The sequence below is a fragment of the Streptococcus sp. 20925_1_22 genome, from assembly GCF_041431685.1.
Classification (GTDB): domain Bacteria; phylum Bacillota; class Bacilli; order Lactobacillales; family Streptococcaceae; genus Streptococcus.
Window position 1 is genome coordinate 161770 of sequence record NZ_JAPVYE010000001.1, and the last position, 22425, is coordinate 184194.

General features: G+C 44.3%; 20 protein-coding genes. 13 read left to right on the forward strand and 7 right to left on the reverse strand.

The features are described 5' to 3' along the window. The first annotated feature begins 35 nt into the window (after positions 1–35). Complete coding sequence (locus O3621_RS00860; protein WP_371513288.1) at positions 36–2087, forward strand: C69 family dipeptidase; 2052 nt, start codon at positions 36–38, stop codon at positions 2085–2087. Positions 2088–2177: 90 nt separating this feature from the next. Here O3621_RS00860 and O3621_RS00865 read toward each other — a convergent pair whose 3' ends face one another. Further along, positions 2178–2738: a TetR/AcrR family transcriptional regulator gene (locus O3621_RS00865; protein WP_371513290.1), complete on the reverse strand. Its 561-nt coding sequence runs from the start codon at positions 2736–2738 to the stop codon at positions 2178–2180. Positions 2739–2880: 142 nt separating this feature from the next. On the opposite strand from O3621_RS00865, the gene O3621_RS00870 reads away from it, so the two are divergent. From O3621_RS00870 to O3621_RS00895, 6 genes are all read left to right on the forward strand, one after another. Next, entirely contained in the window at positions 2881–3582 is a 702-nt protein-coding gene (locus O3621_RS00870) for an ABC transporter ATP-binding protein (protein WP_371513292.1), read from the forward strand. 1 nt (position 3583) lies between these two features. Continuing rightward, a complete protein-coding gene (locus O3621_RS00875) occupies positions 3584–6307 on the forward strand; it encodes an FtsX-like permease family protein (RefSeq protein WP_371513294.1) in 2724 nt (907 codons plus the stop codon). 93 nt (positions 6308–6400) lie between these two features. Further along, on the forward strand, positions 6401–7249 hold the full coding sequence (locus tag O3621_RS00880) for a metallophosphoesterase (protein WP_125340956.1): 849 nt from the start codon (positions 6401–6403) through the stop codon (positions 7247–7249). A gap of 56 nt (positions 7250–7305) precedes the next feature. Beyond that, a complete protein-coding gene (locus tag O3621_RS00885; RefSeq protein ID WP_125340955.1) occupies positions 7306–7755 on the forward strand; it encodes an Rrf2 family transcriptional regulator in 450 nt (149 codons plus the stop codon). A gap of 229 nt (positions 7756–7984) precedes the next feature. Next, a complete protein-coding gene (locus tag O3621_RS00890) occupies positions 7985–8842 on the forward strand; it encodes a VOC family protein (RefSeq protein ID WP_371513297.1) in 858 nt (285 codons plus the stop codon). A 35-nt stretch (positions 8843–8877) separates the two neighbouring features. Next, positions 8878–9381 carry a methylated-DNA--[protein]-cysteine S-methyltransferase gene (locus O3621_RS00895; protein WP_125405208.1) on the forward strand — a complete coding sequence of 168 codons (504 nt, stop codon included), beginning with the start codon at positions 8878–8880 and terminating at the stop codon, positions 9379–9381. Positions 9382–9489: 108 nt separating this feature from the next. On the opposite strand, the gene O3621_RS00900 is transcribed toward O3621_RS00895, so the two are convergent. From O3621_RS00900 to O3621_RS00920, 5 genes are all read right to left on the reverse strand, one after another. Further along, positions 9490–10182 carry an alpha/beta hydrolase-fold protein gene (locus tag O3621_RS00900; RefSeq protein ID WP_125405205.1) on the reverse strand — a complete coding sequence of 231 codons (693 nt, stop codon included), beginning with the start codon at positions 10180–10182 and terminating at the stop codon, positions 9490–9492. Further along, positions 10163–11191 (reverse strand): ABC transporter substrate-binding protein, encoded by a 1029-nt coding sequence (locus O3621_RS00905; protein ID WP_125405202.1) that lies wholly within the window; start codon positions 11189–11191, stop codon positions 10163–10165. The genes O3621_RS00900 and O3621_RS00905 overlap by 20 nt, the downstream gene beginning before the upstream one ends. 55 nt (positions 11192–11246) lie before the next feature. Then, positions 11247–12002: an ABC transporter ATP-binding protein gene (locus O3621_RS00910; RefSeq protein ID WP_125405199.1), complete on the reverse strand. Its 756-nt coding sequence runs from the start codon at positions 12000–12002 to the stop codon at positions 11247–11249. A gap of 1 nt (position 12003) precedes the next feature. Further along, positions 12004–13050: a FecCD family ABC transporter permease gene (locus O3621_RS00915; protein ID WP_371513301.1), complete on the reverse strand. Its 1047-nt coding sequence runs from the start codon at positions 13048–13050 to the stop codon at positions 12004–12006. A 424-nt stretch (positions 13051–13474) separates the two neighbouring features. Further along, positions 13475–14557, reverse strand: coding sequence for a M24 family metallopeptidase (locus O3621_RS00920; protein WP_371513303.1), 1083 nt, complete (start codon positions 14555–14557; stop codon positions 13475–13477). 162 nt (positions 14558–14719) lie between these two features. Between O3621_RS00920 and ccpA the strand changes: the two genes are divergently transcribed. The 6 genes from ccpA (at position 14720) to thrS (ending at position 21844) form a co-directional block, all read left to right on the forward strand. Then, positions 14720–15724, forward strand: coding sequence for a catabolite control protein A (ccpA, locus tag O3621_RS00925; RefSeq protein ID WP_002894913.1), 1005 nt, complete (start codon positions 14720–14722; stop codon positions 15722–15724). A 400-nt stretch (positions 15725–16124) separates the two neighbouring features. Then, complete coding sequence (locus O3621_RS00930) at positions 16125–17123, forward strand: glycosyltransferase family 4 protein (RefSeq protein ID WP_125434393.1); 999 nt, start codon at positions 16125–16127, stop codon at positions 17121–17123. A 1-nt stretch (position 17124) separates the two neighbouring features. Beyond that, positions 17125–18447, forward strand: coding sequence for a glycosyltransferase family 4 protein (locus O3621_RS00935; RefSeq protein ID WP_002894916.1), 1323 nt, complete (start codon positions 17125–17127; stop codon positions 18445–18447). A 71-nt stretch (positions 18448–18518) separates the two neighbouring features. Then, complete coding sequence (locus O3621_RS00940) at positions 18519–19001, forward strand: hypothetical protein (RefSeq protein WP_125340946.1); 483 nt, start codon at positions 18519–18521, stop codon at positions 18999–19001. A gap of 261 nt (positions 19002–19262) precedes the next feature. Continuing rightward, the gene (locus tag O3621_RS00945) at positions 19263–19904 is read left to right on the forward strand and encodes an AAA family ATPase (RefSeq protein ID WP_175859824.1); all 642 of its coding nucleotides are present in this window, start codon (positions 19263–19265) and stop codon (positions 19902–19904) included. Further along, a complete protein-coding gene (gene thrS, locus O3621_RS00950; protein WP_125340945.1) occupies positions 19901–21844 on the forward strand; it encodes a threonine--tRNA ligase in 1944 nt (647 codons plus the stop codon). Before O3621_RS00945 ends, thrS begins: the two co-directional genes overlap by 4 nt. Positions 21845–21947: 103 nt before the next feature. Here the strand turns inward: thrS and O3621_RS00955 are convergent, their stop codons facing one another. Beyond that, a complete protein-coding gene (locus tag O3621_RS00955; protein WP_009659277.1) occupies positions 21948–22346 on the reverse strand; it encodes a hypothetical protein in 399 nt (132 codons plus the stop codon). Positions 22347–22425: the final 79 nt, after the last annotated feature.

Consider the following 22425-nt stretch of genomic DNA (forward strand, 5'->3'; position numbering starts at 1 on the left):
GTAATTTTTTACAAAAAAACAAAGGAGATATTTTTATGAAAAAAATATTGTTTCGTTCCTTGTTAGCTCTTTCGACCATTTTTCTCTTTCCTTTCCAAGTAGTCGAAGCCTGCACAGGATTTATCGTCGGGAAAGACCTGACTGCAGACGGCACGACGCTTTACGGTCGGACAGAGGACTTGGAGCCCAATCACAATAAGGTCTTTCTGGTTCATCCGAGAAAGACCAATGCGAGTGGTGCCAAGCTGGTCGATGAAACCAACGGCTTTGAATGGACCCTGCCAACAGAAAGCTACAAGTATACCTCTGTATCAGATGTGACCCCATCCCAAGGTATTTTTGACGAGGTTGGCTTCAATGAGTACGGTGTTTCCATTTCTGCGACTGTTTCTGCCAAGGCTAATGATGCCATCCAAAAAGTGGATCCTTATGTAGCAAATGGCTTGGCAGAGTCTATCCTGACAACTGTCGTTCTGCCCCACGTTCAGACAGCCCGTCAGGGTGTGGAGCTGATGGCGCAGATTGTCAGAGAGCAGGGAGCAGCAGAGGGGAATATTATTACCATTGCTGATAAGACTGGTGTCTGGTATATGGAAATCCTATCTGGCCACCAATATGTTGCTATTAAATTCCCAGATGACAAGTATGCTGTCTTTCCTAATACTTTCTTCTTGGGTAGTGTTGACTTTGATGATACAGAAAATGTCATTGCCTCAAAAGGTGTTCAGGATGTAGCCAAGCAAGCTAACTCTTATAAAGAAATTGACGGCAAATTCCACATTTCTCAGTCCTACAATCCACCGATGGCAGAGGCAGATCGTTCACGTGCCTGGGCAGGTATCACCAGTCTAGATCCAAATGCGGCCGTGTCTTATAACGACTCTTACTTTGACCTCATGCACTCCACAGACAGAAAGATCAGTGTAGCAGATATCATGGCTATGCAGCGCAATCGCTTTGAGGGTACTCAGTTCAAACCGCTGGACCAAATGGAGCTAGATGGTAAGGGGCTGCCACAACGTGGTACGACAGATCCTGTTTACAAATATCCGTTGGGCAACCCAAATGTCATGGAAGCTCATATCTTCCAGCTCAAAGACGGTGTTCCAGCCAATATGGGCGGAGGCACTATGTGGCTGGCGGTAGGCAGCCCGCGCTTCTCACCTTACCTGCCTTATAATGGTAATATCACTGATACTTATGATGCCTATAAGGTCAATACAACGAGCTACAGTCCAGACTCTTGGTACTGGGTAGCTTCTCATATCTATGATATGGCGGCCAAGCATCAGGACCTCTTTGGTACTTCTGTCCAAGACAAATGGAAGGCCTTGGAAGCCCGTTTTATTGAGGAGCAAAATGCTCTAGATGCAGCCAATGCAGCTCTGCCAGACTCTTCAGCCAAAGTTACAGAGGAAACACAGGCTCGAGCAGCGCAAGTCTTTAAGGAAATGAAAGAGCTAGAAGCAGAAATGGAAGCTAAAATCAAGGAAGCAGCAAAATCCACTCCTTCCAGCTCCAGCAAAGATTCTAGCAGCTCTTCGTCATCTCAAAGTTCGTCAGGTTCTTCCTCTTCAGAAACTTCTAGCAGTTCTGATACACGGACGGAAGTCAATGTAGAAGATGACAGCTTGGTGGATGTCGCAACTGGCATTCGCTTGAAAAATGCTGACTTGGTCAAGACCGGTCTTCAGTTGTCAGTGAAAAAATTGGAAAGCAAGAATCAGCCGACAGATACCTATGACATTCGCTTGACCAATCCAAATGGTCAGTCGGTGCATCAGGTCAGTCCAACCCTTGTGACGATCCCAGTCCGCAAAGATCTGCCAGTAGATGCCGTCTATGCTCTGGATGAAAATGGCAAACAAGTTGAGAAATTTGATGTAACAGTTAATCAAAACCAGACTATCAGCTTCACGACCAATCATTTCTCTGTTTACCAAGTGCAGTATCGAAATGAGCAGTCCGTCAAGGCCAAGAAAAAAGACCTGCCATCAACAGGAGAGCAAGTCACAATCATGGGCCTTGCAGGTTTGATTATCTTAGCAGGAGTCTTCTTCCTTTTGAAGAAAACAAGGAAAAACTAATCTAAAATAAAAAGAAGGCCGAGCAAAATGTTCGGCCTTTCATAGTGGAAAAAACGACTCTTGTCCAGGCTATCCTTCAAGCTAGAGCCCTTATCTCAAATAATCATAGTTATAAGTAGTCAAAATTATGTCAGTGAGTTCTTCAGGTTCTTCTTGAGCTCCGCCGGCTATCCAAAGAGAAATAATCCCCTCAACACTGGATAGGAAGATTTCCAAGGCGTATTTCTGAGGGATGTGAAAGTTCTCCTCTAAAAAACGCTGGGTAGCAGCCTTTTGCTTATCACTCAGAATGATACTGGTTATGTACTCCCGAATAGCCTCCCGAAAGTCAATATAATGGCTCTTGGTCAAGGCATTGATAAGACGTTCATTAGCGCGCAGTATATGAAATTTTGCTATCATTAACTTTTTGGGATATTCATTCTCCGCTTCAAACATGCTATAACTAGAAAGTTGGGAAATAATGTCTTTTTTGAGACTATCAACCATCTGATATTTATCTTGGTAGTGGAGGTAGAAGGTGCCGCGGTTAATCCCAGCCCGCTTGCAGAGCTTGCTGATGGAAATATTATCAAACCTTTCCTCTGATAGTAGCTGAATCAAGGCTTCTTTGATGTCTTCCTTAGTGCTAGTTTTTCGTTTCTGGACCATTTTTCTTCCTTTTTGCTTAAATCAACACTTTGTTGATTTTTGGTTATTGATTTTTGTCTAAGCTCATTATATAATATCTGTGATTTAGAATCAACACCTTGTTGATTTAAGGAAACGAGTTTTGAAAAGGAGAGATGATGACATGGCTTATATTGAAATGAAACATAGTTTTAAACGTTATCAGGTAGGTGACACGGAGATTGTCGCCAATCATGATATTTCTTTTGAGATTGAAAAGGGGGAACTGGTCATTATCCTGGGTGCTTCTGGTGCTGGTAAGTCTACGGTGCTCAATATCCTCGGAGGTATGGATACCAATGATGAGGGAGATATCCTGATAGACGGCCAGAATATTGCTGACTACAATTCCCACCAGCTGACAGACTATCGGCGCAATGATGTGGGCTTCGTCTTTCAGTTTTATAATTTGGTGCCTAACCTGACGGCAAAGGAAAATGTCGAATTAGCTTCTGAAATCGTCAAGGATGCCCAAGACCCAGTGGCTGCTTTGAGCGCGGTTGGTTTGGAAAAGCGCCTCAATAATTTTCCAGCCCAGCTATCAGGAGGGGAGCAGCAGCGGGTGTCTATCGCTCGGGCTGTGGCTAAGAATCCCAAGATTTTGCTCTGCGATGAGCCGACAGGAGCTTTGGACTACAATACCGGCAAGCAAGTGCTGCAAATCTTACAGGACATGTCCCGCAATCAAGGTGCGACGGTGATTATCGTGACCCACAATGCTGCCTTGGCTCCCATTGCTGACAGGGTTATCCGCATGCACGATGCGAGAGTCAAGAGTGTTACAGTCAATGAACAACCACAGGATATAAGTACATTGGAGTATTGATATGAAGAGAAAGATTTATTGGAAAGATATTCTGCGCTCCTTCACTAGCTCTAAAGGACGTTTCCTATCTATTTTAATCCTCATGATGCTGGGCTCTTTAGCTCTCGTGGGGCTTAAGGTCGCTCCACCCAATATGCGCAGAACAGCAACAGATTACTTGAAAGAGCAGCGAACCATGGACTTGGCTGTTATGGCGGATTATGGATTGGATCCGGCGGATCAGAAAGAGTTGGAAGCTATTAAGGGAGCTGATGTCGAGTTTGGCTATTTGACAGATGTCACCGTAGACGAGGAGGCTCTCCGAGTATTCTCAGATACCAAAGATATTTCAAACTTTCAAGTGATCTCCGGTCGTCTTCCCAAGGATGAGCAAGAAATTGCTCTGGCTAGCTTTTGGTCTAAGAAATACAAGCTTGGTCAGGAGATTGATCTGACCGAGAAAGCAGGCAGTCGGTCAGTTCTAAAAAACAAGACCTACAAGGTCGTGGGCTTTGTCAACTCGGCAGAGCTCTGGTCTGATAAAAATTTGGGCAATGCGACTAGTGGAAGCGGTGCTTTATCAGCTTATGCTGTAGTCAGCCCTAAGGCCTTTGATACAGATGTTTACAGTATTGCCCGCCTGCGCTATCATGATTTAGAAAAGCTGGCTCCCTTCTCTGCAAGTTATCAGGAACGTTTGGAGCATCACCAGACAGCTTTGGACAAGAGCCTAGCGGATAATGGAGCGGCCCGCTTTAAGCGATTAGAGGCGGATGCCAAAAGCACCATTCAGAAGGGCCAAGATAAGATTGGTCAGGCTGAGAGTGAGCTGACTCAAGGGAAAAGGCAGTTAGAGCAAGCTCAGAATCAGCTGGACCAGCAAAAAAGCCAGCTAGAAGCAGCCCAAGCCGCTTCTATACTCCCTCCTGCTCAGCTCAGCCAGAACCAGCAGCAGATTCAGGAAGCTGAGTCCCAGCTCAATCAGAAAAAAACTGAGCTGGCACAGGCAGAGGAAGACTTGTCTGCTAACAAGGACAAGCTAGCTGACGCTGAGGCAGATCTGAGTCGTTTGAAAGAGCCGGCCTATCATAGCTATGACCGCAAGTCCCTGCCAGGTGGTAATGGCTATTATATGTATAAAAACTCCATGAATAGTATTGCCTCGATTGGTAATATCTTCCCGGTGGTGCTCTATCTGGTGGCGGCTATGGTGACCTTTACCACCATGACACGCTTTGTCGATGAAGAGCGAACAAATGCAGGTGTCTTTAAGGCTCTAGGCTATCATAGTCGAGATATCATTCGCAAGTTTGCTCTTTACGGTTTGGTTGCAGGGAGTCTAGGTACCCTCATAGGAATTCTGTTGGGACATTATTTCTTGTCAGGTGTGATTTCTTCTATTATTACCAGAGGGATGGTGCTTTCTGCCCCTCATGCTTATTTTTATATTTCCTATAGTTTACTGGCCCTGGGGCTTTCCCTTCTATCCAGTGTTCTCCCTGCCTATTTGGTGGCAAGACGGGAGTTGACAGAAGAAGCAGCTCACTTGCTTTTGCCCAAGCCACCGGTCAAAGGCTCCAAGATCTTTTTGGAAAGACTGTCCTTTATCTGGCGGCGCCTTAGCTTTACTCAGAAGGTCACAGCTCGCAATATCTTTCGCTATAAGCAGCGGATGTTTATGACCATCTTTGGTGTGGCGGGGTCTGTTGCCTTACTCTTTGCCGGTCTAGGACTCCAATCTTCTATTGGTGGTATTCCTAAACGCCAGTTTGAGGAGATTCTTCGATACGACTTGATTGTCGCTGTCAATCCTGGGGAGAATCAAGCTGAGCAAGACAAGCTGAAAAAGATGTTGGCTGATGGCTCGATTGCTGATTATCAGGAGATCTATAGTGAAACCTTGACAGAGAAATACAAAGGAAAAAAAGAGACAGAGTCAGTCACTTTAATGGTTACGGACAAGGAAAATTTTGAACCGTTCATCTCGTTAGAAAGTCCCGACAAGCAGCAAGAGCTGACTCTCAAGGACGGTGCAGTGGTTTCGGATAAATTGGCCCGCATAGCTGGAGTTAGCCCCGGTGGCAGTATAGAGCTGGATGGCAAGTCTGTCAAGCTCGCAGCAGTCAATGAGAATCATTTTGGTCATTTTGCCTTTATGAAGGCGATGGACTACCAGAAAATTTACGGGAAAAAGCCCGAGAAAAATGCTTATCTAGTGCGGCTCAAGGACTCTTCTAGCAAAAATATTGTGGACAAGGCCAATGAATTTATGAGCCTCAAGTCTGTCAAGAGTGTTTCCCAAAATGCAAGCATGGTGAAGCAGTTCAATGTTTTAGCTGATTCTCTTAATAATACGATGCTGGTTTTGGTCCTGATTTCCATTCTTTTAGCAGTCGTCATTCTCTACAATCTGACCAATATCAATGTAGCTGAGCGGATTCGCGAACTGTCTACCATCAAGGTTCTGGGCTTCCACAATAAGGAAGTGACCCTCTATATCTATCGAGAGACCATTATTCTGTCAGTGATTGGGATGGCAGTTGGGCTTCTAGGCGGTTTCTTCCTTCATCGTTTTTTGATTGAGAAGGTTGCGCCTAGCATTATCAGCTTAAACCCTCAAGTAAGCTCCTCAGTCTATTCGTTTCCTCTAACTGCAGTGACTCTTATTCTGACCTTGCTTGGCTTCTTTGTCAACTACCGTCTCAGACGAGTAGATATGCTGGAAGCACTTAAGTCTGTCGATTGAAAAAAACACTTCAAAACTTTCACTCACTTGATGGGTGGAAGTCTTTTTGAACTTTGATATAATATTCTTTGTAAAGAAAGAGAAAGACATACGATGACACGAAAAATTGCCTTATTATCCGATGTGCATGGGAATAGCACAGCCATGGAAGCAGTACTGGCGGATGCGGAAAGCCAGCAGGTGACAGACTATTGGTTTTTGGGGGACTTGCTCCTGCCAGGAACTGGCCGCAGAAATATTTTAAATAGGATGGAGAAGCTGCAGAACAGCCTCCAGGTTAGAGGGAATTGGGAAGACAGTCTCGGGCATGCCCTGCATCAAAAGCTGGATTTGGATCGTCCCAGCCATCTCTATCTGACCCGGCTCTGCCATTTTGTTCTAGAGGAAATCTGTCCTGAAGAGATTGACCGCATGCAGGAACTTCCTCTACAGGTCTTGACAGAAGTAGAAGGCTTGAAGATTGCGGTTAGCCACCATCTACCAGATAAGAATTGGGGGCGGGAGTTGATTCATATTGGCGAGCAGAGTGATTTCGACCGACTTTTCGAGGGAAACGACTGCGCTGTTGCTGTTTATGGTCATATTCACCAGCAGTTTCTCCGCTACGGGACTCAGGGGCAGCTGATTATCAATCCCGGCTCTATTGGTCAGCCATTCTTTCTAGATTCGGCTTTGCGTCAGGACTTGCGAGCCCAGTATGCCATTTTAGAGATAGATGAGACGGGTCTGGCTGATGTCGACCTACGGCGCGTGGCCTACGATGTGGAGCAGGAGCTGAAATTGGCTCGGGAGCTCCACTTGCCTTACTATGAGATTTATCGGGAGAGTTTGGTCAATGGTATCCACCATACCCACAACCACGACCTGCTGCGGGAAATCAGTGAGCGGGAAGGCTATGCGGATGAGATTGCAGCTTTCTTAAAGTCCAGTCGTAACTCTTGAAGTTACACCATTTTTGAGATATAATAGTGAGAGAAAATGATGAGGGAGGAGAAAAAATGCAGATTTCTAGCCGTTTTACCATTGCCACTCATATGCTGATTGTCCTAGCTTTGGAGGGAAAAAAACAAAAACTGACAAGTGATATTCTTGCTAGTAGTGTCGGCGTCAATCCAGTTATTATTCGCAAGACCCTGTCCCAGCTCAAGAATGCAGGAATGATTACCGTTGCTCGTGGGACTGGAGGAGCGGAGATTGCCAAAGATTTGAAAGATATTAGTCTGTTGGACGTCTATAGTGCGGTTGAATGTCTGGGTAAGAGCGGCCAGCTCTTTAGTTTTCATGACAAGCCCAATCCAGACTGTCCTATCGGTAAGAACATTCACAATGTCTTAGACGACCGCTTGGCGGCTATCCAGGCAGCCATGGAAGCTGAATTGGCTCAGACCAGTCTTGACGAGGTCGTCGCAGCAACCGAAAAAGAAATTAAAGAACAATCTGTTACCTAGTGAGCAGATTTTTTTGTTAAGAATTTTCTGAGATGTAATTGTTGACATTACATTAAGATGTGCTATACTAATAGATGTAACATAAATAATTACAATTTAAAATAATCTTTCGAAGCAAATGGAAAGGCAGGCATCCGCATCAAGGAACCTATCTCTGTTTTGAGAAAATAAAAAGAAAGATTAGGCAGGAAACCTGCTGACATTTAAAATTAAAGAGAGGAGAAAAAACATGACTTTTGAATATGAAAGCAAGATTTATCTAGGAGAGGTGGCACTTTATGTGGCTGACCTAGCAAGACAAAGGGATTTTTATCAGCGTGTTTTAGGGCTGGAGCTTTTGGAAGAGCAGGGCGGACAGGTAGCTTTGGGCAGGGACGGACAAGTGCTGGTGAGACTCTTAGCGACCAGTGACCGGCAGTCAGTCAAGTCGGCTTACGGTCTTTATCATCTGGCACTCTTACTTCCAAGCCGTCAAGCTTTGGCGGATATCCTTAAGCATTTATCAGAAAATAAAGTTCCTATGGTTGGAGGGGCGGACCACGGTTATAGTGAAGCCATTTATCTGGAGGATCCAGAAGGCAACGGCATTGAGCTTTATCGGGACAAACCTCAGGATGATTGGGATATTCGAGAAGATGGTCGCATTATCGGAGTGACGGAAGCTCTAGCTGCTCAAGAAATCTATGAACTGGGTCAGGAAGTCCAGCCGTTTAGTATTGCTGAAGGCACTCGTATGGGCCATGTCCACCTGTCTGTGAAAAATAGCAGAGCAGCCAGTCATTTTTACCAAAAGCTTCTAGACTTGGAGGACAAATTTTCTGTACCTTCTGCTAGCTGGCTGGCATCAGGAAACTACCATCATCATTTAGCAGTTAATGAATGGGGAGGTTCTCACTTGAATCATCGCAAACCCAAGCAACTAGGACTAGTCTATTTTGAAGCCCAAGTTCAAGGAAAAGAAGACCTAGTAGCAATTTATGAAAATGCTCTGGATTTGCAGGCGCCAGTCCGATGGATTAGCTCCCAAGAGCTAGAAGTCACAGACCCAGATGGGATTGTGGCAAAAGTTAAGACAAAAGTGGTATAATAAGGCTTATCAATGATCTAGAAGAAAGAAAAAATATGTACAAGACTTATTATGCATCACCGATTGGCCGGATTCTTATCTTGACAGACGCAAATGCCTTGTTGGGGCTTTGGCTGGAGAATCAGAAATATTTTGGGGCAGGCTATGATTTGGAGCAAGCGCAGGAGGAGGAGACAGAAGTCAGCCGACGCGTCTCTGCTTGGCTCGACGCTTATTTTAAGGGAGAAAATCCCGCAACAAATGAAATTCCATTGGCACCCCAAGTGACTGAGTTTAGAAGCAAGGTTCTGACAGTGCTGCTGAAGATTCCCTATGGACAAACGGCTACCTATTCAGACATTCTACGAGAATTACAAGCTGAGTACGGTAAGATTGGCTCGGCTAGAGCAGTCGGTGGTGCCATCGGCCATAATCCTATTTCACTACTGATTCCCTGTCACCGGATTGTCGGAAGCGACGGCAAGCTGACCGGCTATGCCGGCGGTCTTGATAAAAAAGCCTTCTTGTTGAAACTAGAGGCGGGGGAGAAAACAGAATAAATCTTTCCACTCAAGACTTTTACCATTTTACTGGTGAGAGTCTTTTGCTTGCATTAATAAACAAAAAATCCCTTTGTCAGCTACTGTAAGTGACAAAGGGGTTTTTCGTTAGTCAATATGCCATTGTGTGGCCAGCCAGTCGGCAAAGGCAGCATAGCGCTCTTTGAGGGCTTCATGATGTCCATAAGGATCAAAGACGGAGCAGGTGGTAAGGACTTCTTTCTGAATCAAGCGATGAATTTCTTCAGCATAAAAAGGAGCCTTGGAAAGTCGATTTGAGTGATTCGCGCCTTCTGTCTTTCCATTCTGCAAATAAACCAGACAGTCCTTGTTTTTCAACTCCTGTGTCCGACAATAGTCGGTGAAACCTGAGTACCAAAAGGAACCGCAGATAGAAAAGACACAGGAGATCTTGCATTCGTTATAGAGACTGTAAACAGCAGCTAGTCCACCGAGAGAGTAGCCACCATAGGCAATTCTCTTATCATCCAGTAGGTAGTGCTGTCTGATTTCGGCTAATATACCGTTGAAGAGCTTTTGGTGGTAGCTATCTGCTCTGCCGCCAAAATCAGGATTGCCAGGCTTTAGAGCATTGGCTTTCCAGGGTGTATAATCGTCCAGCCTGTTGTTCGATATCAGTCCGATCAAGATTACCGATGAAGAAAGCCTGCTCAGGTAGTTTATCTGTCCATCATTTAGCAAGACAGCAGGATAAGGTCTCGATCCGTCATAATCTTGGGGCAGAGCAATGTTGACAGTGATCCCATCCCAGACAAAGGTCTTATTTATTGATAAAGTCATTGATTTTCTCGAGTGAGTCGATTACAGCAGGACCATAATCCATGAACTCATCATAGGAGATGGTCATGATTTTCTGATTTTTGACCGCTGGGACATCTTCCAGAACTGGATTGGCTTTCATTAGATCAACTGCTTGCTCATCCATGGCCTTGTTGCGGTCGCTGGTTACATAGATGATGACTTCTGGATCCATAGAGACCAGATTTTCCAAGGTTAGGTCAGAGGTTCCGGTCGCTACATTGGTATAGCCGAGCTGGTTAAGCAGGCTCTCCTGCAGGGCAGATTTATAAGCACCGAAAGTCTCATCGTTGTAGGCACACATGATGAGCGCTTTTTTCTTTTCGCCTTGGCTAGTCTTATTGGCCTTCTTGACACTGTCAATTCTTGTCTGCAGCTGGTCAGCATACTGATTGGCCTTGTCTTGAACGTTAAAGATGGTTCCTATATTCTTGACATCTTCAACGATATTTCCTAGGTCTTGCTTTGTATTAGACAGGGAAGCCTTCTGTGTGTAGACAGGGATTTTGTTTTCATTCCAGGCACTGACTGTCCCCAGAGACTTCTCAGAAAACATCATGTTTCGGCCAAGAAGAGCGTCTGGCTCATAAGATAGCACAGTTTCCTGTGATACGGTTTTCTTGTCGCCGACTTGCGGAATGGTGGCAATATCAGCCTTGTATTTATCTGTGACATCGTTGTCTGGATTGAGCATACCGGCGATTTTATCTTTCAATCCTAATTCAATCAAGATTTCAGTCGTCGAAAGGTTGTTGGTGATGACCTTTTCCGGTGCCTTTTCAAAGACCTGATCAATCTCCTTGCCTTCGGCATCGTAAGTTTTGATTGTCACTGGATATTTTGTCTCTGCTGTGCTCTTTTTCGCGCTTTCTGTTTTGGAGGAAGATTGCGAAGTTGAGCTTTCTTTCGTACTTTCCTTAGATGAAGAATTGCAGGCTGCCATTGTCAGTGCAGCAGTTGCGACGAGTAAGATACTGAGTGTTTTTTTCATATTGCCTTCCTTTCTTGGGCTTGGAGCTTGTATAGATAAAGCTGAGAGTAGACTCTTATAGATACTGAATCATGGCCTGTCGATCCTTGGTCCAGATCACTTTACTCTGAATACCGTAAACGGCTTGCAGTGAATCATGAGTGATGGCCTCCTTTGGAGCGCCTTGGTATGCAATCTCACCTCCCTTCATGAGGTACAAATAATCTGAATACTGACAAGCTAGTTGGATATCGTGTAAAACTGCTAAAACATTGATGTTCAGGTCTTTGACGATACGCAGCATATCCAGCTGGTATTTGATATCCAAATGATTGGTCGGCTCGTCTAGGAGCAGTAGGCTTGGCTGTTGAGCCAAAGCGCGTGCCAGCAGGACTCTTTGCTTCTCACCACCAGACAGGGATAAATAGGTTCGCTCTCCCTTGTCTAGCATATCTACCTGACTCAAGGCATGACGGACAAGGGCATAGTCTTTTTCGCTCTCTTTTTGAAAAAAGGATAGATGCGGCGTCCTGCCCAGCATGACGATTTCTTGGACAGTGCAGTCAAACTGAAGATGGTTAAACTGAGTTACAACGGCTATTTTCTGGGCTGCTTTTTTTATGCTGACCTGTTCAAGTGGCCTTCCGTTTAGATAAATGTCCCCGCTGTCAGGTTTGATTTGGCGGTAGATGGTTTTGAGCAGACTAGTTTTGCCGCTTCCGTTGGGTCCTAAAATGGTGTGAAACTGATTTCCCTCGACCGTGAGTGAAATCCCTCTTAAGATTTCTTTTTGGCCGACAGCATAGTGGATATTTTGGCAAGTTAGATCCATATCAGCTGCTTACCTCCTTTCGGCTTTTGGCTACAATGTAGATAAAGAAGGGTGCGCCAACCAAAGCGGTAAAGATCCCAATCGGCAGCTCGGCATTTTTGACCAAAATTCGAGCTAAAACATCTGCCCAGACAAGAAAGAGAGAGCCGAGCAGGGTAGCGATAGGAAAGAGCCTTTTGTAGTTGGTACCGACTAATCTTCGAGCAATGTGCGGAGTGATTAGTCCGACGAAGCCGATAATGCCACAGCAGGCAACCAGTACCGCTGTCATGACTGCGACAACTGTGATATAAAGGAACCAGTAAAAACGCAGAGGGACTCCCAGCGTCAGAGCTGCTTCGTCCCCCATCATCATAGTATTGAAAATACGATACTGGGAACAGAAAAACAAAAAGGAGAGACTAACAACAAGAGCTGGCAAGGCAAGATCTGACCAAGAAGTTCCGGCCAGTGAACCCATAGTCCAGAACTTGATTGTCATAAGGCTGTCAGCATTGGCACCGACGGAAATGATAAAGTTGGAAAAGGCGATAAAAAGGGCATTTACAACCGTTCCTGATAAAATCAGACTGCTTGTCGTCATTTTTCCCTGCATGGATGCGATAAAAAGGACCACTGCCGATGCCAGAATGGCTCCTATAAAGGCACCTGTGCCAGTAATGGATTTGAGCCCTAAGATAATGCTCAGTGTGGCTCCGAAGGTTGCACCCGCTGAAATTCCCAAGATATAAGGCTCTGCAATAGGATTATTGACAGTAGATTGCATGACGCTGCCACAGACAGAAAGGCCAGCACCAGCTAGGATTCCCAAAAGCACTCTTGGAACCCGCATGTTCCAAACAATAGCGATTGTAGACGGCGATAGTTTGCCTGTACCAAGGGAAAAGCCGAGCTTGCTGAAAATAATCTGGTAAGTATCCTGTATATCAATAGTGACCGATCCCAAAGATACAGCTAAAAAGAGGGAGAAAGCCAGAAAAATGATGAGAAGCAAGATTAGGCAGAGATAGCGAGAAAATCCGTGATTTTCTGACCTTTTGAAGAGCATCCAGACCTCCTTAACAGCAAAGATTAGAATTTTTAGATAATTTCATAAAAAATTATAACATTTTTAAATCAGAAGGGCAAGAAGGGATAAAAACCTCTGATATGATAAGCTTTAATGACGCTTTATCTTTTCAGTGATGAAATTATCTTGCTAGTGTAAGAACTAGATAGTGAGGAGCCATTGAGTTCTTCGGAATGTCTCGAGAGACGACTTCATTGGAAGAAAAGCTGGTGCCCCTTAATGACTTATTATAAATACCAGGAAACAAGAAAAAACGACAGAAACTTTTCTATCGTTTTTTGAAATTATAAACGCTTAAGGACTAAGACAGCTATAACAATGTTCAACAATGATAGCTCAAAGAACCAGAAGGTCTTTGCTAAGTCCAATAATCATTCAAAATATAATATAGACTTATAAAATTCTATTCAAAATACAGCAAGTCTTTGCTAGTCTCAGTGAAGAGTTCAAAACCATTCTTAGTGACATGGCCGCAGTCCTCGATGCGGACACCGACCTTGCCAGGGATGTAGATACCAGGCTCAACAGAGAAGCACATGCCTTCTTCGATGACCATGTCGTTGCCTTCCATAATGGATGGAAATTCGTGAACATCCATACCGATACCATGGCCGAGTCGGTGATTGAAATACTCACCGTAGCCAGCTTTTTCGATGACCTGCCGTGCTGCGCGGTCTACTTCATGAGCTGTGACGCCTGGCTTGATAAAGTCAAGAGCAGCTTGTTGGGCTTCTAATGTCAGATGGTAGATATCTTTTTTGAACTGGTCAGGCTGGCCAACAGCAACAGTCCGCGTCATATCGCTAGCATAGCCATTGACCATGCAGCCAAGGTCAAAGAGGAGGAGGGCGTTATTTTCGACCTTGTTGGCACCGGGAATGCCGTGCGGGTTAGCTGCATTATTTCCCGTCAGGACCATAGTTTCAAAGCTCATCTCATAGCCTTCGCGCTTGATGGCAAAGTCAATCTGAGCGATGATATCTGTTTCGGTATTTTCCAGTGAAATATTGTCAAAACCGATATTGACAGCCTTATCAGCATATTGCCCAGCTACCAGCATTTTCTGGATTTCATCGGCAGACTTAATCAGGCGCAAGCGGTTGACGTAAGGAGTCAGGTTGGCAAATTCTGCAGTTTCAAAGACAGTTTTCAATCCATGATATTTGGTCAAAATCAAGTTATCAAACTCAAGAGCGACAGTCTTAAAGGAGTGAGCCGGCAGGGCTGCTTTAATCTTCTGCCAAGGATTTTCCGAGTCCATATAGCCAAGGACTGAAAAGGAAACAGCTCCTGAAGCCCGCTCAACTTCTAAAGCTGGCACGAAGAGCAGGGGCTCATGGTCAGGATAGACAAACAAAAACATCTGCCGCTCATGCGGGTCGCTGTAGAAACCGGTCAGATAATTGATAGTGACTGGATCAGACAGGACAGCAGCATCTAGCTTCTCATTCTCGAGATAGTGGGTGATTTGTTGAATTTTTGTCATGGTCACAACCTTCTTTCTATGCCTCTATTTTGGCAAAAAATGTCAAAAAAAGCAAGACTTTTCAAAAACTTATCAAAATACTTGAAAGTGTTTACAAGAAGTGATAAAATGGTGAATGTAGGAAAGTGAAAACGATATTTTCAATAGAAGAAAGGAAACTATATGAACACAGACGACACAGTAACGATTTATGATGTCGCCCGTGAAGCGGGAGTTTCGATGGCGACAGTCAGTCGAGTGGTGAATGGAAATAAGAACGTCAAAGAAAACACACGTAAAAAAGTTTTAGAGGTCATTGACCGTCTTGACTATCGTCCAAATGCGGTAGCACGTGGACTAGCCAGTAAGAAGACTACAACCGTCGGCGTTGTCATTCCTAATATTACCAACAGCTATTTCTCTACTTTGGCAAAAGGGATTGACGATATTGCTGAAATGTATAAATACAATATTGTCTTGGCTAACAGTGATGAGGACGACGATAAGGAAGTATCCGTTGTCAATACACTCTTTTCTAAGCAGGTGGATGGCATTATTTTCATGGGCTATCATCTGACGGAGAAAATTCGTTCAGAATTTTCACGTTCACGCACACCGGTCGTTTTGGCGGGGACTGTTGATGTGGAGCATCAGCTTCCGAGCGTCAATATTGACTACAAACAAGCAACGGTTGATGCTGTAGAATTACTGGCTAAGCGCAATAAGAAAATTGCCTTTGTCAGCGGACCGCTTGTAGATGATATCAACGGGAAAATCCGTCTATCAGGCTATAAAGATGGCTTGAAGAACAAGAAACTTTCTTACAGCGAAGGCTTGGTTTTTGAATCTAAATATTCTTATGATGATGGCTACCATTTGGCAGAGCGTGTCATTGCTTCCAAAGCAACTGCAGCTTTTGTCACAGGAGATGAACTGGCAGCAGGCCTCTTAAATGGTCTGTCTGATCAAGGTATCAAAGTTCCAGAAGATTTTGAAATCATTACCAGTGATGATTCGCAAGTAGCTCGTTTCACTCGTCCTAACCTTTCCACAATCGGTCAGCCCCTCTATGACATCGGCGCTATCAGTATGCGCATGCTGACTAAGATTATGCATAAGGAAGAATTGGAAGAACGCGAAGTTCTCCTAGCTCACAGCATTAGCGAGCGTAAATCAACTCGGAAATAAGCGGTGTCTGTAAGTCTGATTAGGAACTTATCTGAGCTTGAAAAGCGAGCGAAGAGACTAAGTCAATGACTGCTTTAAGAGAGTTTCATGACTATGAAGCGAGGAGAGTGGGACAGAAATCGGTAATTCGTTAGAATTCGATTTCGTCGTCCCACCTCCGCACAGTTGAGTAGGGCTGTAAAAGCTGATGAAATCAGCGTAGTAGAGCCCACTCAACCACTGCGTCTTGCTCGACAATCCAAAGATAATTGAGAGGCTAGGACTTTTGTCCCAGCCTCTTTTTTGTGTTTCCGTTTAGCTAGGGGTACTTTTCTAAGCCTTATCAGGCTTTGGATGGATTTTTTACCTCATTTGCCCTTGTGGATTTCCTTTTTATTTTATTTTAGGTATAATAGGAAGTATGAAAGTATTACTGTATCTTGAAGGAAAGTCCGTTTTGGAGAAATCGGGAATTGGCCGAGCCCTCCAGCATCAGATGCATGCCTTGGATTTGGCTGGGATTCCTTATACGACGGACGTTTTAGGAGATTATGATGTGGTCCACATCAATACCTATGGTCCCCGTAGCTTGCTTCTCCTGCATGCTGCCAAGAGGGGCAATAAAAAAGTGATTATGCATGGGCATTCGACCAAGGAGGACTTTGAAAATTCCTTTATTGGATCTAATCTCTTTGCTCCGCTTTTTGGTAAATATCTGACGCATATGTATAAAAAGGCGGATTTCATTATCACGCCATCGGAGTATTCCAAGCAGCTGATCCAGTCTTATGGGGTCACAACACCTATGGTAGCTGTGTCAAACGGCATTGACCTGCCTAGGTATAAGAAAGATGCTCGCAAGGAAGAAGTTTTTAAAAAGTATTTTAAGATTGAAGAGGGGCAGAAGGTGGTCGTTTGTGCTGGCCTTTATTTCCGCCGCAAGGGGATTGAGGATTTTGTAGAGGTTGCCCGCAGGATGCCAGATGTGCGCTTTATCTGGCTGGGCTCTATAAATCTCTGGCTGATTCCGCGCAAGATTCGTCGTCTGGTTCTCTTTGACCACCCTGATAATGTCGAATTCCCTGGCTATTTTAAGGGAGCGGTATTTCAGGGAGCCATGTCTGGAGCGGATGCCTTCTTTTTCCCATCCTATGAGGAAACTGAAGGAATTGTTGTCCTGGAAGCCTTGGCCAGTGAGCAGAATGTTGTGTTGCGCGATATTCCAGTTTATCATGGCTGGGTGGATGAGCGTTCAGCCGAGCTCTGCAACAATGTAGATGAGTTTGTCCAGTCTCTGAGAAATATCCTAGATAAAAAGGTGGATAAGCGTGAAGCAGGCTATCAAGTGGCTAAAAGCCGGTCCATTGACGATGTCTCAGGTCAGTTAGTTGAGGCTTATCAAACAGTTTTGGAGATGTAAGATGCGTATTGGTCTTTTTACAGATACCTATTTTCCTCAGGTCTCTGGGGTTGCTACCAGTATTCGGACTTTGAAGACGGAGCTGGAAAAATTAGGTCACACGGTATTTATTTTTACGACGACGGACAAGGATGTCAATCGTTATGAGGATTGGCAGATTATTCGAATTCCCAGCGTACCTTTCTTTGCCTTTAAGGACCGAAGAGTGGCTTACCGAGGATTTTCTCATGCCTTAGAAATTGCCCGCCAATATCAGTTGGATATTATCCATACCCAGACAGAGTTTTCACTAGGGCTGCTGGGGATTTGGATTGCCAAAGAACTGCGAATTCCGGTAGTACATACCTATCATACCCAGTATGAGGATTATGTGCACTATATTGCCAAGGGAATGGTCATCCGTCCTAGTATGGTCAAGTACATCGTCCGCGGCTTCATGAGTGATTTGGATGGGGTTATCTGCCCTAGTGAGATTGTTTATGATCTCTTGGTTGACTATAAAATCGAAGCAGAAAAACGGGTAATTCCGACAGGGATTGAGCTGGCGAAGTTTGAGCGGCCGGAAATTTCGCGTGAGGATATCAAGAAGCTTCGTTTCAAGTTAGGTCTTGCTGAAGACGAGATTATGCTGCTCAGTCTGTCCCGTATTTCTTATGAAAAGAATATCCAGGCTATCGTTGAGGCGATGCCTGCCGTCCTTGAAGAAAATGACAAAGTCAAGCTAGTCATTGTCGGCGACGGTCCTTATGCAGAAGACTTGAAAGAATTGGTTGCCAAGCTTCAGATTGAAGAAGCTGTCATCTTTACGGGGATGATTGCTCCAAGTGATACGGCCCTTTACTATAAAGCTGCGGATTTCTTTATCTCTGCCTCAACCAGTGAGACTCAAGGTCTGACTTATCTGGAAAGCTTAGCCAGCGGCACACCGATTATTGCCCATGGAAATCCTTATCTGGATAATGTTATCAGTGACAAGATTTTTGGGACCCTTTATTACCAAGAGCGGGATTTATCAGGCGCTATTTTAGAGGCGATTATTGCGACGCCTGACATGGATGAGCAAAAGCTAGCAGACAAGCTTTACGAGATTTCAGCGGAGAATTTTGGTCGCAGAGTCTATGAGTTTTATCTAGATTTGACTATTTCCAAAGACTTCCATAACGAGCTCAGCCCAGAGGAAAGTGCTGCCAAGCGTCTGGCCAAGACAGTGGCCTATCTGCCTGGAAAAGTCATTTCTCTTCCAATCAATGGCTCCGTTCGTATCCTCAAAGCTTCGAGTAAGCAAGTGAAAAAAATCAGGAATATTACTAAATTATTAGAATAGAAATATGCCTTGCATCATTGTGGCAATAGCTATTTATGCAAGGTTTTGTTTAAAAATAGAGGAGAAATCTTATGAAAAAATATCTCAAACAGTTGCCGTGGTTGCTTTTGTTCTATGGCATTGTCGTTGGTTCGGGCTTGATTTGGGAACAAATTTGGCAATATTTTATAAATAATACAGAAAGTATGGAAAGCGATTTGAGCTGGCTTTCTAATCTTAATTTATTTTATTATGCTGTGCTGCTTCCTTTGATTGGCGCAGTGATTGTTTATATAAATACTCGGATGCAAGGTTTTTCACTGCCCTTTCTTCTTTTGATTCCAGGGGTTCAGTATTATTACTTATTCAAAAACTTTTTTGACGGACTTTTTTACTCAGGAGACAAGATTTATAATCCAATCACTTCCACGCTTTATAATGCTAGGGATATTCATGTCTTGTTATTCCTTTCTTTGGGAGGAATGCTGCTGGCAGAGCAATACCGTAAAAAACGTCAAGTTGCCACTTTGAGTCAAGAGGCTCTAAATCGTTTTTCTGGTTTTGATGGTCAATAGCTCTTGCAAATTTCTCCAATCGTGCTATAATGTTTTCTAGAGACAAATCACCTGCAGGAAATCTTTTAGAGAGCGCGTGGAGCTGGGAATCGCGTAGAGGATGCAGTTGGGACTACTCTATTAGCTTTTATGCAAACATAAAACGGTGGCTACGTTAGAGCCGATTCGAGGTGTGAGTCTTTCGACTTGCATAAATGAAGGTGGAACCACGTTGCGACGTCCTTTTTGGATGTCGTTTTTCTTTTGTCAGAAGGAGGGAGAATGGTGCTTTATATGATTGGCGGATCGCCTTGTAGTGGGAAGTCAACAATTGCTTCACTTCTTGCTAGACAGTATCAGCTGCTTCATATCAAACTGGATGATTTGGTAGACGAGATGATGAGTCAAGCAAGTGCAGACTCACAGCCGATTTGCCTTCTTAGACAGGACAGAAATCCGGAACAAATCTGGATGAGAAATCCAGAAGAGATGGCAGATGAAGAATGGCGCTTTTATGAAGAGATTTTTCCTTATGTAAAATCTTACTTGATAAAAAATCAAGATAGACCTCTCTTGGTGGAGGGGGCAGGACTTTTGCCTCACTTGGTAAAGGAGCTTGAATGCCCAGTGCCCTCTTATCTATGCTTGACTCCGACAGCTGATTTTCAGAAAAAGCATTATAGACAGAGAGAATGGGTTCCTTATGTCTTAGAGGGAACAACCAATCCTGAGCAAGCTTTTGAAAACTGGATGCAGCGAGACATTCTTTTTGCTCAAATGGTTCGGAAGGAAGCGGTGAGACTAGGCTATTCTAGCCTCATAACAGATGGTAGTCAATCAGAAAAGCAGACTGCGGAAGAGATTGCTCGAATCTTTAAATTGTCCAATATAAATAGAATAGATATTAAAGGAGAAAACTCATGATTAAGATTACTTTCCCAGATGGCGCTGTTCGTGAATTCGAATCTGGCGTTACAACTTTTGAAATTGCTCAATCTATCAGCAATTCCCTAGCTAAAAAAGCTTTGGCTGGTAAATTCAATGGCAAATTGATTGATACGACTCGTGCTATCACTGAAGATGGTGCTATTGAAATCGTGACACCTGACCACGAAGATGCTTTAGATATCTTGCGTCACTCTGCAGCCCACTTGTTTGCGCAAGCAGCTCGCCGTCTTTTCCCAGATATTCACTTGGGCGTTGGTCCTGCCATTCAGGATGGTTTCTACTACGATACAGATAATGAAGCAGGGCAAATTTCAAATGAAGACCTGCCTCGTATCGAAGAAGAAATGAAGAAAATCGTCAAAGAAAACTTCCCGTCCATCCGTGAGGAAGTGACCAAGGATGAGGCCCGTGAAATTTTCAAAAACGATCCTTACAAGTTGGAATTGATTGAAGAGCACTCAGAAGACGAGGGCGGTTTGACCATCTACCGTCAGGGTGAATATGTGGATCTCTGCCGTGGGCCTCATGTCCCATCAACTGGTCGTATCCAAATCTTCCACCTCTTGAATGTGGCTGGAGCATACTGGCGCGGGAACAGCGACAATGCTATGATGCAGCGGGTCTATGGTACTGCTTGGTTTGACAAGAAAGACCTGAAGAAATATCTGCAAATGCGGGAAGAAGCTAAAGAACGCGACCACCGTAAGTTAGGTAAAGAACTGGATCTCTTCATGATTTCACAAGAAGTGGGTCAAGGCTTGCCATTCTGGCTGCCAAACGGTGCGACGGTCCGTCGCGAGTTGGAGCGCTACATCGTTGACAAAGAGTTGGCTTCAGGCTACCAACACGTCTACACTCCGCCTTTGGCCTCTGTGGAGCTTTATAAGACTTCTGGTCACTGGGAGCACTACCAGGAGGATATGTTCCCAACCATGGATATGGGTGATGGAGAAGAGTTTGTTCTTCGTCCTATGAACTGTCCTCACCACATCCAAGTCTACAAACACCACGTTCATTCTTACCGTGAGCTTCCAATCCGTATTGCTGAGATTGGCATGATGCACCGCTACGAAAAATCTGGTGCCCTGACTGGTCTTCAACGTGTACGTGAAATGTCCTTGAACGATGGTCACCTCTTTGTTACTCCTGAACAAATCCAAGAAGAATTCCAGCGTGCGCTGCAGTTGATTATCGACGTTTATGCCGACTTCAACTTGACAGAATATCGTTTCCGTCTGTCTCTTCGTGACCCTCAAGATACTCACAAGTACTTTGACAACGATGAGATGTGGGAAAATGCCCAAACCATGCTGCGAGCAGCCTTGGACGAAATGGGTGTGGACTACTTTGAGGCAGAAGGAGAAGCAGCTTTCTACGGTCCGAAACTCGATATCCAGGTTAAAACAGCCCTTGGAAATGAGGAAACTCTGTCAACTATCCAGCTGGACTTTCTCTTGCCAGAGCGTTTTGACCTCAAGTATGTTGGAGCTGATGGTGAAGAGCATCGCCCAGTTATGATTCACCGTGGGGTTATCTCAACGATGGAGCGCTTCACAGCTATCTTGATTGAAAATTACAAGGGTGCCTTCCCGACTTGGCTGGCTCCGCATCAAGTGACTTTGATTCCTGTTTCTAACGAAGCCCATATTGACTATGCTTGGCAAGTAGCTAAGAAGCTGCGCGACAAGGGTGTTCGTGCTGATGTGGATGAGCGTAATGAAAAAATGCAGTACAAGATTCGTGCCTCACAAACTAGCAAGATTCCTTATCAGCTCATCGTTGGTGATAAGGAAGTAGAAGACGGGACTGTCAATGTCCGCCGCTACGGTCAAAAAGAAACACATACAATACCAGTAGACGAATTTGTAGAGCAAATCTTAGCAGACATTGCTAGCAAATCACGCCTTGAAAAGTAGAACTCATTGGATAGCGATTAAACCCGAGCAATTAGCTCGGGTTTTATTGTTTTCTATCTGTAGGTAGAAACTTCTTTAACTAATTATGTTAGCAAGTTTAATCTTAATTCAAGTATTTATCCACATAATCATCAAAATCAGGATACTCATTTCGGTTCATGGCATAGAGCATTTCCCCATAGAGAGGGTCACTAGACGGGTCATCAGGTTCTAGAAGAGTAGCTATTTTCATATCATCATCTGGGAAAAGGATGGTGTAGTGATAGGTGTCGCTGACAGTGATACTGTAATATTTGGTATTATCTTGGTAGCCTGACTTATCTATCTTATAGTGAAATTCTTTATCGCCTAGCTTGCCTGTTTTGTCATTGAAGACAATGTCAATGTCCTCTCCGTTTGCTTTCTGAGCCTTCCATTTTCCCTGAAAGCTAGCGTACTGACTGCAGGCACTGAGAAAGATTAGTGTTAAGAAAGTGGTGAAAAGCAATGTCAGTTTTTTCATATCGTTCTCCTTGTCTATCCTTTGATATTATTCTACCACAAATATTAAAAATAAAAAAGCTGAGTTGGCAAAACTCAAC

What these genes read in the sequence shown, in the direction of transcription:
- O3621_RS00905 (WP_125405202.1), bottom strand. Translation starts at nt 11,191, where the DNA reads ATGAAAAAAACACTCAGTATCTTACTCGTCGCAACTGCTGCACTGACA.
- O3621_RS00915 (WP_371513301.1), bottom strand. Translation starts at nt 13,050, where the DNA reads ATGCTCTTCAAAAGGTCAGAAAATCACGGATTTTCTCGCTATCTCTGC.
- ccpA (WP_002894913.1), top strand. Translation starts at nt 14,720, where the DNA reads ATGAACACAGACGACACAGTAACGATTTATGATGTCGCCCGTGAAGCG.
- O3621_RS00860 (WP_371513288.1), top strand. Translation starts at nt 36, where the DNA reads ATGAAAAAAATATTGTTTCGTTCCTTGTTAGCTCTTTCGACCATTTTT.
- O3621_RS00895 (WP_125405208.1), top strand. Translation starts at nt 8,878, where the DNA reads ATGTACAAGACTTATTATGCATCACCGATTGGCCGGATTCTTATCTTG.
- O3621_RS00865 (WP_371513290.1), bottom strand. Translation starts at nt 2,738, where the DNA reads ATGGTCCAGAAACGAAAAACTAGCACTAAGGAAGACATCAAAGAAGCC.
- O3621_RS00880 (WP_125340956.1), top strand. Translation starts at nt 6,401, where the DNA reads ATGACACGAAAAATTGCCTTATTATCCGATGTGCATGGGAATAGCACA.
- O3621_RS00870 (WP_371513292.1), top strand. Translation starts at nt 2,881, where the DNA reads ATGGCTTATATTGAAATGAAACATAGTTTTAAACGTTATCAGGTAGGT.
- O3621_RS00940 (WP_125340946.1), top strand. Translation starts at nt 18,519, where the DNA reads ATGAAAAAATATCTCAAACAGTTGCCGTGGTTGCTTTTGTTCTATGGC.
- O3621_RS00875 (WP_371513294.1), top strand. Translation starts at nt 3,584, where the DNA reads ATGAAGAGAAAGATTTATTGGAAAGATATTCTGCGCTCCTTCACTAGC.
- O3621_RS00890 (WP_371513297.1), top strand. Translation starts at nt 7,985, where the DNA reads ATGACTTTTGAATATGAAAGCAAGATTTATCTAGGAGAGGTGGCACTT.
- O3621_RS00885 (WP_125340955.1), top strand. Translation starts at nt 7,306, where the DNA reads ATGCAGATTTCTAGCCGTTTTACCATTGCCACTCATATGCTGATTGTC.
- O3621_RS00920 (WP_371513303.1), bottom strand. Translation starts at nt 14,557, where the DNA reads ATGACAAAAATTCAACAAATCACCCACTATCTCGAGAATGAGAAGCTA.
- O3621_RS00900 (WP_125405205.1), bottom strand. Translation starts at nt 10,182, where the DNA reads ATGACTTTATCAATAAATAAGACCTTTGTCTGGGATGGGATCACTGTC.
- O3621_RS00955 (WP_009659277.1), bottom strand. Translation starts at nt 22,346, where the DNA reads ATGAAAAAACTGACATTGCTTTTCACCACTTTCTTAACACTAATCTTT.
- O3621_RS00945 (WP_175859824.1), top strand. Translation starts at nt 19,263, where the DNA reads ATGGTGCTTTATATGATTGGCGGATCGCCTTGTAGTGGGAAGTCAACA.
- O3621_RS00935 (WP_002894916.1), top strand. Translation starts at nt 17,125, where the DNA reads ATGCGTATTGGTCTTTTTACAGATACCTATTTTCCTCAGGTCTCTGGG.
- O3621_RS00910 (WP_125405199.1), bottom strand. Translation starts at nt 12,002, where the DNA reads ATGGATCTAACTTGCCAAAATATCCACTATGCTGTCGGCCAAAAAGAA.
- O3621_RS00930 (WP_125434393.1), top strand. Translation starts at nt 16,125, where the DNA reads ATGAAAGTATTACTGTATCTTGAAGGAAAGTCCGTTTTGGAGAAATCG.
- thrS (WP_125340945.1), top strand. Translation starts at nt 19,901, where the DNA reads ATGATTAAGATTACTTTCCCAGATGGCGCTGTTCGTGAATTCGAATCT.